At 67.2% G+C, this 15,172-nt stretch carries 17 protein-coding genes; 10 read left to right on the forward strand and 7 right to left on the reverse strand.

The window, feature by feature from the left end; translation table 11 throughout:
- Window positions 1–13 precede the first annotated feature (13 nt).
- Window positions 14–550: a GNAT family N-acetyltransferase gene (locus ACP2AH_RS19635; protein WP_425107344.1), complete on the forward strand. Its 537-nt coding sequence runs from the start codon at window positions 14–16 to the stop codon at window positions 548–550.
- Here the strand turns inward: ACP2AH_RS19635 and ACP2AH_RS19640 are convergent.
- Window positions 547–1,203, reverse strand: coding sequence for a transglutaminase-like cysteine peptidase (locus ACP2AH_RS19640; RefSeq protein WP_425107345.1), 657 nt, complete (start codon window positions 1,201–1,203; stop codon window positions 547–549). The two genes, ACP2AH_RS19635 and ACP2AH_RS19640, sit on opposite strands and share 4 nt — an antisense overlap.
- Before the next feature lie 231 nt (window positions 1,204–1,434).
- On the opposite strand from ACP2AH_RS19640, the gene ACP2AH_RS19645 reads away from it, so the two are divergent.
- Window positions 1,435–2,217, forward strand: a complete 783-nt coding sequence (locus ACP2AH_RS19645; RefSeq protein ID WP_425107346.1) for a rhomboid family intramembrane serine protease — start codon at window positions 1,435–1,437, stop codon at window positions 2,215–2,217.
- 154 nt (window positions 2,218–2,371) lie between these two features.
- Entirely contained in the window at window positions 2,372–2,803 is a 432-nt protein-coding gene (locus tag ACP2AH_RS19650; protein ID WP_425107347.1) for a CBS domain-containing protein, read from the forward strand.
- Window positions 2,804–2,983: 180 nt separating this feature from the next.
- On the opposite strand, the gene hisI is transcribed toward ACP2AH_RS19650, so the two are convergent.
- Together hisI and folE are read right to left on the reverse strand one after the other, a co-directional pair.
- Window positions 2,984–3,484: a phosphoribosyl-AMP cyclohydrolase gene (gene hisI / locus ACP2AH_RS19655; RefSeq protein ID WP_425107348.1), complete on the reverse strand. Its 501-nt coding sequence runs from the start codon at window positions 3,482–3,484 to the stop codon at window positions 2,984–2,986.
- Window positions 3,485–3,509: 25 nt separating this feature from the next.
- Window positions 3,510–4,148 (reverse strand): GTP cyclohydrolase I FolE, encoded by a 639-nt coding sequence (folE, locus tag ACP2AH_RS19660; RefSeq protein WP_421700560.1) that lies wholly within the window; start codon window positions 4,146–4,148, stop codon window positions 3,510–3,512.
- A 254-nt stretch (window positions 4,149–4,402) separates the two neighbouring features.
- On the opposite strand from folE, the gene ACP2AH_RS19665 reads away from it, so the two are divergent.
- On the forward strand, window positions 4,403–4,849 hold the full coding sequence (locus ACP2AH_RS19665) for an iron-sulfur cluster assembly scaffold protein (protein WP_425107349.1): 447 nt from the start codon (window positions 4,403–4,405) through the stop codon (window positions 4,847–4,849).
- Between the two features lie 7 nt (window positions 4,850–4,856).
- Here the strand turns inward: ACP2AH_RS19665 and ACP2AH_RS19670 are convergent, their stop codons facing one another.
- Window positions 4,857–5,303, reverse strand: coding sequence for a hypothetical protein (locus tag ACP2AH_RS19670; protein WP_425107350.1), 447 nt, complete (start codon window positions 5,301–5,303; stop codon window positions 4,857–4,859).
- Between the two features lie 95 nt (window positions 5,304–5,398).
- Between ACP2AH_RS19670 and yidD the strand changes: the two genes are divergently transcribed.
- Together yidD and thrS are read left to right on the forward strand one after the other, a co-directional pair.
- Window positions 5,399–5,740, forward strand: coding sequence for a membrane protein insertion efficiency factor YidD (gene yidD, locus ACP2AH_RS19675; protein WP_425107351.1), 342 nt, complete (start codon window positions 5,399–5,401; stop codon window positions 5,738–5,740).
- A gap of 52 nt (window positions 5,741–5,792) precedes the next feature.
- Complete coding sequence (gene thrS, locus ACP2AH_RS19680) at window positions 5,793–7,754, forward strand: threonine--tRNA ligase (protein WP_425107352.1); 1,962 nt, start codon at window positions 5,793–5,795, stop codon at window positions 7,752–7,754.
- A 283-nt stretch (window positions 7,755–8,037) separates the two neighbouring features.
- Here the strand turns inward: thrS and ACP2AH_RS19685 are convergent, their stop codons facing one another.
- Complete coding sequence (locus tag ACP2AH_RS19685) at window positions 8,038–8,232, reverse strand: hypothetical protein (protein ID WP_244376281.1); 195 nt, start codon at window positions 8,230–8,232, stop codon at window positions 8,038–8,040.
- 350 nt (window positions 8,233–8,582) lie between these two features.
- On the opposite strand from ACP2AH_RS19685, the gene ACP2AH_RS19690 reads away from it, so the two are divergent.
- The 4 genes from ACP2AH_RS19690 (at window position 8,583) to ACP2AH_RS19705 (ending at window position 14,182) form a co-directional block, all read left to right on the forward strand.
- The gene (locus ACP2AH_RS19690; RefSeq protein ID WP_425107353.1) at window positions 8,583–9,761 is read left to right on the forward strand and encodes a PP2C family protein-serine/threonine phosphatase; all 1,179 of its coding nucleotides are present in this window, start codon (window positions 8,583–8,585) and stop codon (window positions 9,759–9,761) included.
- Window positions 9,762–9,778: 17 nt separating this feature from the next.
- The gene (locus tag ACP2AH_RS19695; protein ID WP_425107354.1) at window positions 9,779–12,070 is read left to right on the forward strand and encodes a response regulator; all 2,292 of its coding nucleotides are present in this window, start codon (window positions 9,779–9,781) and stop codon (window positions 12,068–12,070) included.
- Window positions 12,071–12,079: 9 nt separating this feature from the next.
- Window positions 12,080–12,451: a response regulator gene (locus ACP2AH_RS19700; protein WP_244376287.1), complete on the forward strand. Its 372-nt coding sequence runs from the start codon at window positions 12,080–12,082 to the stop codon at window positions 12,449–12,451.
- Window positions 12,452–12,589: 138 nt separating this feature from the next.
- The gene (locus tag ACP2AH_RS19705) at window positions 12,590–14,182 is read left to right on the forward strand and encodes a Na+/Picotransporter (RefSeq protein ID WP_425107355.1); all 1,593 of its coding nucleotides are present in this window, start codon (window positions 12,590–12,592) and stop codon (window positions 14,180–14,182) included.
- A 78-nt stretch (window positions 14,183–14,260) separates the two neighbouring features.
- Here the strand turns inward: ACP2AH_RS19705 and ACP2AH_RS19710 are convergent, their stop codons facing one another.
- Complete coding sequence (locus ACP2AH_RS19710; RefSeq protein ID WP_425107356.1) at window positions 14,261–14,677, reverse strand: ATP-binding protein; 417 nt, start codon at window positions 14,675–14,677, stop codon at window positions 14,261–14,263.
- 32 nt (window positions 14,678–14,709) lie between these two features.
- A complete protein-coding gene (locus ACP2AH_RS19715) occupies window positions 14,710–15,042 on the reverse strand; it encodes an STAS domain-containing protein (protein ID WP_425107357.1) in 333 nt (110 codons plus the stop codon).
- Window positions 15,043–15,172: the final 130 nt, after the last annotated feature.

Consider the following 15,172-nt stretch of genomic DNA (forward strand, 5'->3'; position numbering starts at 1 on the left):
CGGAGACGCCCACATGGACGCGATCCGCACTGAACGGTTGGTGCTGCGGAATTTCCGCCCCGAGGATGCCCCCGACCTGCTGGCCTATCTGCGCGAACCGGGCGCCAACTGCTTTCACTCGCTCAAGCTGGACGATCTCGCGGCGGCGGAGGCCGAAGCGACGGAGCGCGCCGGCAGCGACGAGAACATCGCCGTCTGTCTGGCCGCGACCGGGCGGGTGATCGGCGACGTGTTCGCCATGCCGGAACCGCCCGACACCTATTCGGTCGGCTGGAACTTCAATGCGGCGTTCTCTGGGGCTGGCTTCGCCACGGAGGCGGCGCGGGCGCTGTTCGACTATCTGTTCACGGTGAAACAGGCGCGGCGGCTCTATGCCTATGTCGAGGAGGACAATGTCTCCTCACGGCACCTGTGCGAACGGCTCGGCATGCGGGTCGAGGGGCTGTTCCGGGAGTTCATCTCCTTCCGCGAGGATGAGCACGGCAAGCCCGTCTATGAGAACACGATGCAATACGCCCTGCTGCGCCGGGAGTGGGAGGCGGCCAGCTAGTTGCGGCCGACCGAGAGCGGCGCCAGCACGTCGCCGAGCGAGACCCAGCTGTCGGTGTTCTGCTGCGCCTGGCGCTTGACGAAGCGATAGCCTGTCTCGTGCCAGAGCAGGATCGCCGCTTCCTGATTGTCGAGCACGAGGTCGCCGCGGTCCGTCACCACGGTGAGGACCGCATGGCCGTCGCCCTTGTGGTCGCGCACCACGGTGACGAGCAGCGTGTCCGCCGGCCAGCCGAGTTCGACCAGCGTGCGGCGCTTGAGCAGAACATAATCCTCGCAATCGCCGAAGCCGTCGTCCGGATAGGTCCAGCGCTCGATCTCGCCGTAATGTTCGAGATCGGTCAGCGGCTGGATGCGGCCGTTGATCTCGTCATTGACCTTGCGCAGCTGGGCGAAATTGGCCTCCGTCAACGCCACCTTACCCCCGGTGCCGGCCGCCGAGCCGCAATCAGCGGGGTGCTCGGTGCAGAACTGGAAATAGCCCATCGGCACGCTGGTCTGCGCGCCGGGCGCCATGTTGGCGGCGAAGCTGGAGAGCATCGCCACCGTCTTCTCCGCCTGTGCGGGCTCGGCGGGTGTCAGCACCGCCGCAAAGGCAGCCGCAAGAACCGCCTGACCCGCCGCGAGAAGGGCCCGTTCGAGCCTCTTTTTCATCGCGTACCTCATCCCTGTCACTGGATGAGAGCTTAGCGCGAAGGATTTTATACGCGTCTAAGCGATGGCGACGATTCATCACTACGACGGATAGAGAACGTTAATAGGTTTTTTATTGGCGTTAACCAAAGCAATAGGCAAACTGTTCATCACGCCGCTTAAGCCGGCGGAAACGGGTTTCGGCCCGGTGCGGCGCGGTGCGACCTTGCCGCCTTGCGGCGGGACGCTTATGTGATCGGTGTGCTTGAACCGCCCCGCCTTGCCGCCCACAGACGCGAACCGCTTCTCAACGTGCCGCCGGTCATTACCGTGCTGGCGGCGGCGATGCTGCTCATCCAGCTGGTGCGTGACTGGGTGGATGTCGAGACGGGCATCGAGATTCTGGCGCTCTTCGCCTTCATTCCCGCCCGCTACGATCCGTCGATTCTCGCTGAGGGTGTGCTGCCCGGTGGCGCGGCGGCGGATGCGTGGACCTTCATTACCTATGCCTTCCTGCATGGCGGCTGGGCCCATGTCGGGCTGAACCTGTTGTGGATGCTTGTGTTCGGCACGCCGGTGGCGCAGCGTTTCGGCGTGCTGCGCTTCCTCTTGTTCTTCGCCTTCACCGCTGCGGCGGGAGCGGGACTGCATCTCGTCACCCATGAGGGCGAACTGGTGCCAATGATTGGCGCTTCTGCGACCGTATACGGCTTCATGGCCGCGGCGGCGCGCTTCATGTTCACCCGTGAAAGGCAGGGCGCGTGGCGTTCCGGCATGATGGACGGGGCTGCTCAGTTTCCGGCTATGCCGCTGACGGAGGTGCTGCGCAGCCGGCGCGTTATCACCTTCATCGGTGTCGTATTAGTCATCAATCTCGCCTTTGGCTTAGGCGTCCCCATGAGCCCCGTCGAGGGTACCTTGGCGTGGCAGGCGCATATGGGCGGCTTCCTCGCCGGCCTGCTGGCCTTTCCGCTGTTCGACCCCATCCGCCGCCGTCCCGGCAGCGACAGCTATTCCCGCACCTCCCGCTTCTAAGTCGCCGAACTGTTTGCTGCCGCGCCCCTTGCCTGCCGGAAGGTTAAGGCGGATCATTCCTCCGTGGCTCGCCCCGATGGGGGAAGAAGCCGAACAAGGCGGGCGGTGGATGGAGCGCGTTCCAGCCGTCCCGCATTCCGGGAAGGAGGCTTGCATGACGGTTCGGACGATTCTTGAGGAAAAGGGCTTCGATGTTCAGACGATCGCTCCCGAGGCGACGCTGCGCGAGGCGACGGAGCTTCTGGCGGCCAAGCGCATCGGCGCCATTGTGGTGACGGACCCCGAGCGGCGGGTGGTCGGCATTCTTTCGGAGCGCGACGTGGTGCGCGTGATCGGCCTCGACGGGCCCGGCCGGCTCGACGATACGGTCGGCTCAGTGATGACCTCGCGCGTCGTCACCTGCGATGGCAATGAGACGGTTCACCAGATCATGGAGCACATGACCGCCGGCCGCTTCCGCCACCTTCCGGTGGTGCAGGGCGGCAAGCTGGTCGGCATCATCTCCATCGGCGACGTGGTCAAGCACCGCCTGGCCGAAATGGAGCGCGAGAGCCACGCCATGCGGGAATACATTCTCTCGGCGTGAGCCGCCCCGCCAGAAGTCGTCATCCCGGACGGCCGGCAGGCCGATCCGGGATCGCGGTCCGTATGGCGGAGCGATGCCGGCTCGCGCTGTACACGTGGGACGGGACGGCGAACCCGGCTCTGCGGCTTCGCTCCGGCCGGGAGGACGGCTCAAGGGGCGGAGCCGGAGCGGGCGGCGCCGCTAAAAACGCGGCGTGTCGGTCTTCTTCGTCAGCCCGTAGACTTTGGCCGGATCGAACAGCGGGCCGTCATCATTGACGGCGAGCGCCAGTTCGGGCGTCGGCGCCGCGCCCAGCGGCACGGAACGGAAGAAGCAGGAGCGGTGCCCGGTGTGACAGGCCGCGCCGGGCACGCCTGGGCCGAGCGCGGGCATGCGCACGCGCAGAACCACCGCGTCCTGGTCGCAATCGACCCGCAGGTCCACCACCTGCTGGAGGTGGCCGCTTTCCTCGCCCTTCTTCCACAGCCGCCCGCGCGAGCGGCTGAAATAATGCGCCACGCCGGTCTCGATGGTCAGGGCGAGCGCCTGCGCGTTCATGTGCGCAACCATCAGCACGGTGCCGTCGTCGGCATCGACGGTCACGGCGGTGAGGAGGCCATCGGCGTCGAATTTCGGGGAGAGGCGTTCGCCCTCCTCGATCTCGGCCTTGCTGCCGCGGGGGGCGAAGGAAATCTCGGTCATCGAAGCCTGTGCGGAGGCGGCGTCCTTACGGCCGCAGGCCGCGCAGCAGGCTCATGAAGCGAACCTGCTCCTGCGGATCGTCGCGGAAAACGCCGGTGAACTGGGTGGTGACGGTGGACGCGCCCTGCTTGCGCACGCCGCGCATGGCCATGCACATATGCTCGGCCTCGACCAGCACGGCGACGCCACGCGGCTTCAGGATCTCGTCCATCGCGGTGATGATCTGCGAGGTCAGGTGCTCCTGCGTCTGCAGGCGACGCGCGTAGATATCGACGATGCGGGCGATCTTGGAGAGGCCCACCACACGCTCGACCGGGAAATAGGCGATGTGCGCCTTGCCGACGAACGGCACCATGTGGTGCTCGCAATGGGAATGGAACTCGATATCGCGCACCATCACCATGTCGTCGAAATTGCCGATCTCGCCGAAGGTACGGTCGAGAATGGTTTCCGGCCCGACACGGTAGCCGCTGTAGAGTTCCTCATAGGCGCGCACGACGCGCTTGGGGGTGTCCAGCAGACCCTCGCGAGTCGGGTCGTCGCCGGCCCAGGCGATGAGGGTGCGAACGGCGGCCTCGGCCTCTTCACGGGAGGGGCGGCGCTCGGTGGAGGCCTCCTTCTCGCTCTGGGCGCTGCGCATCAGTGTTTCAAGCACGGCATCCATGACGAACTCCGTTCGACGACGCATTATGATCCGCAGCCCGACTGCTTCGGTCAAATCCGTCCTACGTGCCAATACCCGCCACGGATCAGCATCATACCGACCATAGCCGCCCGGCGCGCCTGCCGAAAGACAGATCGCTTCCGCTGCTTTCGCAGGGGGGCGACCGCTCCTATATAAGCCACGCAGGGCTGGCCGCAATCGGGCGGACGCGGCCTGTGCGGGGATCACCGCCCGTCGTGCAGGGATCGAGCCTTATGCTGAACGACGTCTATAACCGCCGGATACTGGAACTCGCCGCCGATATACCACGCCTGGGCCGCCTCGCGGCTCCCGATGCGACGGCAACGGCGCATTCCAAGCTTTGCGGTTCCACCGTCACCATAGATCTCGCGCTGCGCGACGGCGTGGTGGCGGATTTCGCCCATGAGGTGCGCGCCTGCGCGCTCGGGCAGGCCTCGTCCTCCGTCATGGGGGCGCTGGTCGTCGGCTCCACCGCGGACGAGCTGCGCGCGGTGCGCGAGGCGATGCGGCGGATGCTGAAAGAGAACGGCGCGCCGCCGGAAGGCCGCTGGGCCGAACTGAAGGTGCTGGAGCCGGTGCGCGACTACAAGGCGCGCCACGCCTCGACGCTGCTCACCTTCGACGCGGTGGTCGACGCGCTCGACCAGATCGACGCACGGAAGGCCCAAGCGGCGGAGTAGGGCGCGCCTAGCGCTCGGTGAAGAAGGTGAACAATACCTCGTCATTCTCGCCGGTGAGGCAGAGGAAGCGGTTGGCGGTGTCGGAGCGGTCGCGTTGGATATAGGCCTCGCCCATGATCACGCCCTTGACGGACGTGTCGCCCAACTTGCTCGCGGCTTCCGCGATGGTGAGGCCGTCAATCTCAATATAGAGGTCTTCAATCGAGGGCGAACGCTGCTTCAGCTTGGCCAGCGCGTCGGCCTTGCAGGCCGCGACCCGCTGCATGTCCGGATCGACTTCGGGCGAAGTTGCGGCGGCCGGCTCGGGCTGCGTGCCGCCCGCCGCGCCGGGGGGCACGTGAGGGGTGGGCGGGGTCTCGGCAGGCGCGGGCGCCGCCGGCTCCTGGGCGAAGGCCGGGCCGGCCAGGACGAGGCCCGCCGCCAGCGCCGTCATTGTCCAGAATCGGGTGTTCATCGTCGTCTGCTCCCGGGCTGCCCTCCGGCCTGCGCGCCGGTGTCTCACAGGGGCAACGCGGCGGAGTCCCGCCGGTTCCCGGTTAGGGGCGGGCGATGACGGCGCCGAAGCCGCAGGCGAGTGTCGCAGCCCTGGCGGCACGGCTGCCGCGGCTGATGCTGCGGGCGCCGATCCTCGTCTATCGCTACAGCTTCTCCGCCTTCATGGGCCGGCAGTGCCGCTATCTCCCCACCTGCTCGGAATTCGCCGAGGAGGCGATCGACCGCCATGGCGCCTGGGCGGGCGGCTGGATGGCGGCGGGGCGCATCTGCCGCTGCCACCCCTGGGGCGGGTCGGGCTTCGAGCCGGTGCCGGCCGAATTGCCGCGTGCGGGCGCGTGGTATATGCCGTGGCGCTACGCGCGGACCCCGCAGCCGCCGGACGCGCGCGATACGTGACCTCAGATGAGCCTACCTGCGTGGTTCGCAGGAGTGGGCAGGAGCCGATACCATGTCCGAAATCCACCTCACCTTTCCCGATGGCGCCGTCCGAGCCTATGCCTCCGGCACCACCGGCACCGAGGTCGCCGCCTCCATCGCCAAGTCGCTGGCCAAGAAATCGCTGGCGATGAAGCTCGACGGGGTGCTGACCGACCTTTCCGACCCCATTTCGGCGGACGCCAAGTTCGAGCTCGTCACCCGCGAGAGCCCGGAAGCGCTGGAACTCATTCGCCACGACGCCGCCCATGTGCTGGCGGAAGCCGTGCAGGCGCTGTGGCCGGGCACGCAGGTGACCATCGGCCCGGTGATCGAGAACGGCTTCTATTACGACTTCTTCCGCAACGAGCCGTTCACCCCGGACGATTTCGCCGCCATCGAAAAGAAGATGCGCGAGATCATCGCCCGCGACGCGCCCTTCACCAAGGAAGTCTGGGACCGCGACACGACCAAGGCCGTGTTCAAGGAGAAGGGCGAGGCGTTCAAGGTCGAGCTGGTGGACGCCATCCCCGCCGACCAGACGATCAAGATCTACAAGCAGGGCGAGTGGTTCGACCTCTGCCGCGGCCCGCACATGCCGAGCGTCGGCAAGGTGGGCGACGCCTTCAAGCTGATGAAGGTGGCGGGTGCCTATTGGCGCGGCGACGCCAACAACCCGATGCTGACCCGCATCTACGGCACGGCGTGGCGGACCAAGGAAGAACTCGACGCCTATATCCTCCAGCTGGAAGAAGCCGAGAAGCGCGACCACCGCCGGCTCGGCCGGGAGATGGACCTGTTCCACTTCCAGGAGGAAGGGCCGGGCGTCGTTTTCTGGCACCCCAAAGGCTGGAACCTGTTCCAGAACCTCGTTTCCTATATGCGCCGCCGCCTCGCCGCCGACTATAGCGAGGTCAACGCGCCGCAGGTGCTCGACAAGTCGCTGTGGGAAACCTCCGGCCATTGGGGCTGGTACAAGGACAACATGTTCAAGGTGCAGCCGGCCGGCGACACCGATGACAATGACCGCGTCTACGCCCTCAAGCCGATGAATTGTCCCGGCCATGTGCAGATCTTCAAGCACGGGCTGAAGAGCTATCGCGACCTGCCCATGCGCCTCGCCGAGTTCGGCGCGGTGCATCGCTACGAGCCTTCGGGCGCGCTGCACGGGTTGATGCGCGTGCGCGGCTTTACCCAGGACGACGCCCACATCTTCTGCACCGAGGAGCAGATGGCGGCGGAGTGCCTGAAGATCAACGAACTGATCCTCTCCACCTATGCCGATTTCGGTTTCGAGGAGATCGTGGTCAAGCTCTCCACCCGGCCGGAGAAGCGCGTCGGCTCGGACGCGGTGTGGGATCACGCCGAGGATGTGATGGGCCGCGTGCTCACCCAGATCGAGGCGGAGTCCGGCGGCAAGATCAAGACCGGCATATTGCCGGGCGAGGGCGCTTTCTACGGCCCGAAATTCGAGTACACGCTGCGCGACGCGATTGGCCGCGAATGGCAGTGCGGCACGACGCAGGTCGATTTCAACCTGCCGGAGCGCTTCGGCGCGTTCTATGTCGATGCCGACGGCTCGAAGAAGACGCCGGTCATGATCCACCGCGCCATTTGCGGCTCGATGGAGCGCTTCACCGGCATCCTCATCGAGCACCATGCCGGCCATTTCCCGCTCTGGCTGGCGCCGGTGCAGGCGGTGGTGGCGACCATCACCTCCGAGGGCGACGACTATGCCCGCGAGATCGTGGCGGCGGCGAAGAAGATGGGGCTGCGGGTCGAACTCGACCTGCGCAACGAGAAGATCAACTACAAGGTGCGCGAGCACTCGCTGGCCAAGGTGCCGGCGCTTGTGGTTGTCGGGCGCAAGGAAGCGGCCGAGCGCACCGTGTCCATCCGCCGGCTCGGCTCACCTAACCAGACCACGCTCACGCTGGACGAGGCGCTGGCGAGCCTGGTGGCCGAGGCGAGCCCGCCGGACCTGCAGCGGGACTGAGCCACCCGCCGCAAAGTGTCATCCCGGACGGCCACAGGCCGATCCGGGAGCGCACGAGATTTGCCGGCACTCCCAGCTCTCCCCCGCTTGACCGAGATGATATCCTATCGGGATGACGGCGCATTTGGGGGGCGTCCGTCCGGTCCGTCATCCTCAGGTGCCCGGCGCAGCCGGGCCTCGAAGGACGCAGATGCGTGCCGCGTCACACCGCCTTGGGTGCTTCGAGGCCGGCCTTCCGGCGGCGCCTCAGCATGACGGAGGGCGGAAAGGAATCGCCGCCGCCCTACTTGTCCGGGGTTTCCGCCGGTCGCACCGGCGGTGGCAGCGGCGGGGGCGGGTAGGGCTCGGTGTCGCGCCGCAGGCTGGGATTGGCGGTGGCGCCGGGCACGTTGAGCCGGCGCTGCTGCGGCGTCCAATAGGACGGACCCTGCATGAGGTTCTGGCTGTTGGGCCGGACCGAATCGCGTCGCTGGGGCATGTAGGGGCTCGGCTGTGAGGTGACCTGGGCCAGAGTGGGACTGGCCGAGACCGCCAGTGCCGCTGTGAGAAGGCCCGCTCGGAATATCTTCATCGCTGTCTGTGGCGCCTCCCTCTATCCTATCTAGGGTGTGGAAGCGTCCCGCGCCACGGCTTCCTGTACGCCGTTCGCAGGCGCACCGCCTCGCTGCCATACCCCAATACGGATGCCGCTGCGTGAGGTCGGGAGCATGCAGCTTTTGTCGCTGTCCGGAAGCTTCGGCGGCGTTGCTAAGCCCTGTCATTGTGTGGATAGTCCGCGCGGGCCCGCATCCGGGCGCAGTCGAGAAGCACGTCGGTGGAAGCGGGATCATGACGGACCAGAACGCGGCGATTCTGGTGGTCGACGATGTCGCCGAGAACCGCGACCTGCTGCTGCGACGCCTGAAGCGGCTCGGCTTTTCCCATATCGACGAGGCCGCCAACGGCATCGAGGCGCTCGCCGCCATCGACCAGAAGCCCTATGACCTCGTTCTGCTCGACATCATGATGCCGGAGCTGGACGGTTTCGGCGTGCTCGACCGGCTGCGCGCTGACGGGCGGATCAACGATCTGCCGGTCATCGTCGTCTCCGCCCTCAACGAGATCGAGCCTGTGGTGCGCTGCATCGAGCTGGGCGCCGACGATTTCATCTTCAAGCCGTTCAATCCCACCCTGCTGCGCGCCCGCGTCCTCGCCACGCTGGAGAAGAAGGCGCTGCGCGACCGCACCCGCGACGAGCTGAAGCGCAAGCAGGCCGAACTCATTGAAGCGCGCACCCTGCAGCTGGCGCTGGTGCCGCCGCCCTTCGCCGGCGTCTTTGCCGGGCGGAGAGTGGCCATCGACGTGCTGCTGGAGCCGGCTAAGGAGGTGGGTGGGGATCTCGTCGACTATTTCCCCGTCGGCGAGAGCCGCCTGGTGGCGATCATCGGCGATGTCTCCGACAAGGGCGCCGGCGCGGCGCTGATGATGGCGCGCACCCATTCCATGTTCCGTTCGCTCGGCACACGGCCGGACGCGGCCGAACTGTTCGCCGATCCGGCGCGGGCGGCGGGGCTGGTGAACGATGCGCTGGCGCGGGGCAATGCCTCCTGCATGTTCGTCACCCTGCTGTTGGCGGTGGTCGACGTGCCGGCGGGCACGTTGACCTATGTGCGCGCCGGCCATGTGCCGCCTTATCTGCGTGCCCGCGACGGCACGGTGAGCCGGCTGACGGCCGCCGGCGGTCCGGCGCTCGGCGTGATGGAGGAGTTCCCCTTCAGCGCCGCCACCGTGCCACTCGGCGCGGGGGAGCGGCTGATGGTGGTGACGGACGGGCTGACCGAGGCGCATGACCATGCCGGCGACCTCTATGGCGAGGAGCGGGTGGGCGCTTTCCTCGCCGCGCTCGGCGAGGAGGCGGCACCGCTGCCGCGCCTGGCGGCGGCGGTGCGGGCCTTCGAGGCGGGCCTGCCGGCCTTTGACGACATGGCGGCGCTGCTGCTGACGCTGGATGCGCCGGCAGCTGAGTGAGGGGGGCAAGGGACGGGATGACCGAGGACGAGTGGGTGAGCGAAGCGACGCTCTTGCGCGCGACGCTGGAGAACATGGCGCAAGGTGTCGCCATGTACGACGCCAAGCACCGGCTGGTGACCTGGAACCAGCTGTTCGTCGATTATCTCAACATGCCGGACGAGTTCCTCGGCACCGAGCACACCTTCTCCGATTACATCCGCTATCTCGGCGCGCGCGGCGAGTTCGGGGATGTGGACATAGAGGTCGCGCTCGCCCAGCGCCTGGCCCAGCTGGAAACGCCGCACCGCTTCGAGCGCACCCGCCCCGACGGCACCATTCTGGAGGTGCGGCGCGATCCCGTGCCGGGGGGCGGCTTCATCGCCATCTACACCGACATCACCGAGCGCAAGCTGGCGGAGATGAAGCTGCGCGAGGATGAGGAGCAGCTGCGCGCCATCGACGCGGCGGCGCCGATCGGGCTCGTCATCATGGATGTGGCCGAGCGCGTGGTGCGCCATTGCAATGGCTGCCTCGGCCGGCTGATCGGCCGCGACGCCGACACGCTGGTCGGGCTCCCCCTGCGCGACCTGTTCGCCGATCCCGCGCGGGGGCAGGAGCTGGAAGATATTCTCGCCACGCCCACCAGCGAGCGGCAGGAATTCAACCTGCCGCATGCGGACGGTTCCACCATCTCCACCATGGTCTCGCATGAGCGGCTGGATTTCCGCGGCAAGCCGGCGGTGATCGCCACCTTCGTCGATATCAGCGACCGGGTGCGCATGGAGCACCAGCTGCGCGAGGCCAAGGAGGCGGCGGAATCCGCCAGTCAGGTCAAATCGGCGTTTCTGGCCAATATGAGCCACGAACTGCGCACGCCGCTCAACGCCATTATCGGCTACAGCGAAATCCTCTCCGAGGACGCCGCCGATGCCGGCGACAGTGCAATGGTCGCCGACCTCGACAAGATCCAGGCGGCCGGAAAACACCTGCTCGGGCTGATCAACGACATTCTCGACCTCTCCAAGATCGAGGCCGGGCGTATGGATGTCTATCTGGAACAGGTGTTCCTGACCCGCATGGTCGAGGAGGTGAAGACCATTGTCGGGCCGATGATGCAGAAGAACGCCAATCGCTTCGTCATCGACTGCCCCGTGGATATCGGCACGCTGCGCACCGATGTCACCAAGCTCAAGCAGAGCCTTATCAACCTGCTCAGCAACGCCGCCAAATTCACCAAGGAGGGCACGGTGACGCTGGCCATCGCCCGCGACCGCATGCCCGATGGCAGCGAGGCGGTGCGCTTCGATGTCAGCGACAGCGGCATCGGCATGAGCGAGGAGCAGATGGGCCGGCTGTTCCAGGCCTTTACCCAGGCGGATTCCTCCACCACGCGCAATTTCGGCGGCACCGGCCTCGGGCTCACCATCACCAAGCATTTTGCCGCCATGCTCGGCGGCACCATCGCGGTGGCGAGCGAGCCGGGCAAGGGCTCGACCTTCACCATCGAGCTGCCGGTCGAGGCGCATCTGGTGGGCGCGCTCGGCGATGAGGACGAAATCGTCGATCCCGGCGCGCCGACGACGCCGGGGGCGATCACCGTGCTGGTGGTCGATGACGACCCGGCGGTGCATGACGTGCTCACCGCCACCCTCGGCAAGGAAGGCTATGTGCTGCGCCACGCCCGCGACGGGGTGGAGGCGCTCAACATCATGCGCAAGGAGCCGCCGGATATCGTCACGCTCGACGTGATGATGCCGAAGATCGACGGCTGGTCGGTGCTCGGCATCATGAAATCGGAGCCGGCGCTGGCGCATATCCCTGTCATCATGCTCACCATCGTCGATGACCGAAATCTCGGCTATTCGCTCGGCGCCTCGGAATACATGACCAAGCCCATCGACCGGCAACGGCTGGTCGCGCTGGTGCATAAATTCGCGCCCGGCAATGAGGACGGCGTGGTGCTGGTGGTCGATGACGATGCCGAGGTGCGCGCGATCATGCGGACCACCATCGAGGGCGCCGGCCTGCCGGTGGCTGAGGCCGCCAATGGCGAAGAGGCGCTGGCCTGGCTCCGCGCGCACCCGCTTCCCGCGCTCGTGCTGCTCGACCTGATGATGCCCAAGATGGACGGCTTCGCCTTCCTCACCCATGTGCGGGCAGAGCCGGCCTATGGCGAGCTGCCCATTGTCGTGCTCACCGCCAAGGAACTCTCCGAGGATGAGCGCGAGTTCCTGGCCCGCAACACGCTGCTGATCCTGAACAAGGGCGCGCAGCCGATCGGCTCGCTCGGCGCGGCGCTCGGCACGATCGCCAGCCACGGCCATTGAGAGGGTGCGATGACGAAGATTCTCCTCGTCGAGGACAATGAGATGAACCGCGACATGCTCTCGCGGCGTCTCGCCCGCAACGGCTTTGAAGTGCTGATCGCCGTCAACGGCCAGGAGGGGGTGGACATCGCCCTCGCCGAGAAGCCGGCGCTGATCCTCATGGATATGAGCCTGCCGGTGCTCGACGGCTGGGAGGCGACGCGGCAGGTGAAGGCGCATCCTGAGACGGCCTCCATCCCGGTCATCGCGCTCACCGCCCACGCCATGGCCTCGGACCGCGAGCAGGCGATGGCGGCGGGTTGCGACGATTTCGACACCAAGCCGGTGGAACTGCCGCGGCTGCTGGAGAAGATCCGCAGCCGCCTCGGCCTGCCGGGTTGAGGGGCATCGGTTTCGTCACCCTTCTGTCATGCGAACCTTTCATAACGGCCTGCGCCTTGCATTCCTGCCGTCGCCAGGCGGCAAAGGAACCGCTCATCGTGCGCCCATCCAATAATCAACGGACGACAAGGTAGGCCCATGGCGACCATCGCGCTTCTGTTCAGCGGGCTGGGGCTGTTCTTCATCGGGGTGCGCGGGCTTTCCGCCAATCTGGTGCCGCTGGTCGGCCGGCGCACCCGCGCCGCCTTCGCACGCGCGCTGCGCGGCAATGTCAGCGCCGCGATCAGCGGCACGCTGGCGGGGATGATCACCCAGAGTTCCACCGCCGTGTCCTGGATCGTCGTTTCCTTCGTGCGCGGCGGCGTGCTCACCGACGGGCCGGCGCTGCTGGCGCCGAGCTGGGCCAATGTCGGCACCTCGTTGCTGCCGTTGATCGTCGCCGTCGATACCTCGACCGCCGCCGGCCTCGTCATCGGCGTGGTGGGCTTCATCACCTATTTCCGGCTGGTGCGCGGCGACCGCATGCGCAACGCCCTCGACGCCGCGCTCGGGGCGGGGCTGCTGCTGTTTGGCATGCATCTCGTCTCCGTCGCCGTCGGCCCGATGCGCGAGGCGCTGCTGGGGCATCCCTGGTGGGAAGCGGCGGTCGAAAATCCCTGGCTGTTGGCGGCGATCGGCGCCGGCTTCTCCATGGCGGCACAGTCCTCCTCGGTGGCGGCGGCGCTCGCCGTGGCGGCGGTCGGTGGCGGGCTGCTGGACTTCGGCACGGCGCTGCCGCTGATCGCCGGCGCCAATGCGGCGGGGATGATCAACAATGCCGTGCTGATCCCCGGCGAGACGCGGCCCGGCCGCGTCGTCTTCGCGCTGCAGGTGGTGCAGAAGGGCGCCGGATCGCTGCTGCTGGCCGCTCTGGCCGTCGTCGCGGCGCTGCGGCCTGATGCGGTAGCGGCGCTGCTTCCGGCCGAGGGCGATATTGGCGCCGTGCTGGCGCTGCTGTTCCTGGCGGCGCAGATTGGCGGGGCGATCGCCTCCGCGCTGCTCGAAGCGCCGACCCGCCGCATCCTGGCGCGGCTGCTGCCGATGAACGCGGTGGAAACGCTCTCCCAGCCCGCCTTCCTGCTGCGGGAGGCGCTGAGCGACACCGAGGCGGCACTGGACCTCGCCACGCGCGAGGTGGCGCGCCTGAGCGGCCGCCTGCCGCAGATGATCGAGCATGTGCGCGAGGAGGGTGACGCCTCCGTGCCGGCCGCCACGGTGCTGCGCACCGCTGGCGCCAGCCTCACCGAGGCGATCCGCGCCTATCTCGCCTCGCTGCTCGACGCGCAGCTGGCCCGCGACCAGGTGGCGGTGGCGCTGCTGCTCGACGATGCCGCCAACAACGCCGGTGCCCTGCATGAGGCGCTGGGCGATTACGCGCAGGAGGCCGCTGTCGTCCGCCATGTGCCGACCGCGCAGCGGCTGAACGAGGCGCTGCATCTTCTGCTTGGCGCGGTCGCCGACCATGCCGAGAGCCTCGGGGCGGAGGAGCCGGAAGTGGTGCTCGCCTTGCTCGGCCATCGCGACCGGCTGATGGAGGAGCTGCGCCAGCGCCTCTCCTCGCAAAGCGATCTGGCGGCCGCGGAGCAGAACGCGCTGTTCCGCATGACAGTGCTGTTCGAGCGTATCGTCTGGCTCGCGCGCCGGCTGGTCAACGGGATGACGCAGGTGCGCCGCGCCCGCAGCGTGGGCTAGAGCAGAGCGGTAAAAGGTTTTCGATCAATTGTTTAGAGCCTGATCCGATCAGGTCGATTCACCTGATCGGGTCAGGCTCTAAAGCGCGAAGCTGAGGCGCTTCACATTGCGGCCATTCTCGCGCGCATAGGCGAAGCTGTCGGCAAAGGTGCGCACCAGATGCACGCCAAGCCCGCCGACGCGCCGCTCTTCCAAAGTGCCGTCGAGATCGGGAGGCGGCGCGGCGAAGGGGTCGAACGGGTCGCCGTCATCGCTGAAGACGAGGTGGAGGCGGTCGCCGGTGCGGCTCACCTCGATGACGATCTCGCCCGCGCGGCCGTCGGGATAGCCGTAATCGACCGCGTTGTTGAAGAATTCGTCCACCGCCAGCTGCACTCGATAGGCCGGGGTCGACGGAACCCCGGCTTCTTCCATGAAGCCTTCGATCCGTGTGCTGAGCGCGTCGAGCTCGCCCAGGTTGTTGGGCAGGCGTAGATCGAGCCGCATGTCGGTCATCGCCCGCTCCGCCGCGCGTGCCGCTGGTGTGGTCAGCCGAGGGAGGCGAGCGCCGCCTCGCGGCTGGGATGGATCGGGATCAGCGAGGAGAAGCCACTCACGTCGAACACTTCGTGCACCTGAGGAATGAGGCCGCACACCGCAAGCGTGCCACCGGCGCCGCGCAGCAGCTTGGTCGCCTTGAGTACGACGCGCAGGCCCGCCGAGCTGATATAGGTGAGCTCGGCGAAGTCGAGCAGCACGGTCCCGCTCGGCGCGGCGTCGATGAGGAATTCCTCCAGCTTGGGCGAGGAACTGCTGTCCAGCCGTCCCTTGACGGCGGTGATGACGACGGCGCCCTCGACGATGCGGTCGATATGTATCAAGGCTCGGCTCCAGAATTTGGGAGGGCGGCGGCATCGGGGAGGCCGCGCGGTCCAGCGCCTGCCAGTCCGTCCGCGCGAGGATGCAAGAGGATTATCGACAAAGCCAAAACCGTGCAAGCGCCGGGCTTGG

It is taken from the genome of Ancylobacter sp., from assembly GCF_965249975.1.
Lineage (GTDB): Bacteria > Pseudomonadota > Alphaproteobacteria > Rhizobiales > Xanthobacteraceae > Ancylobacter.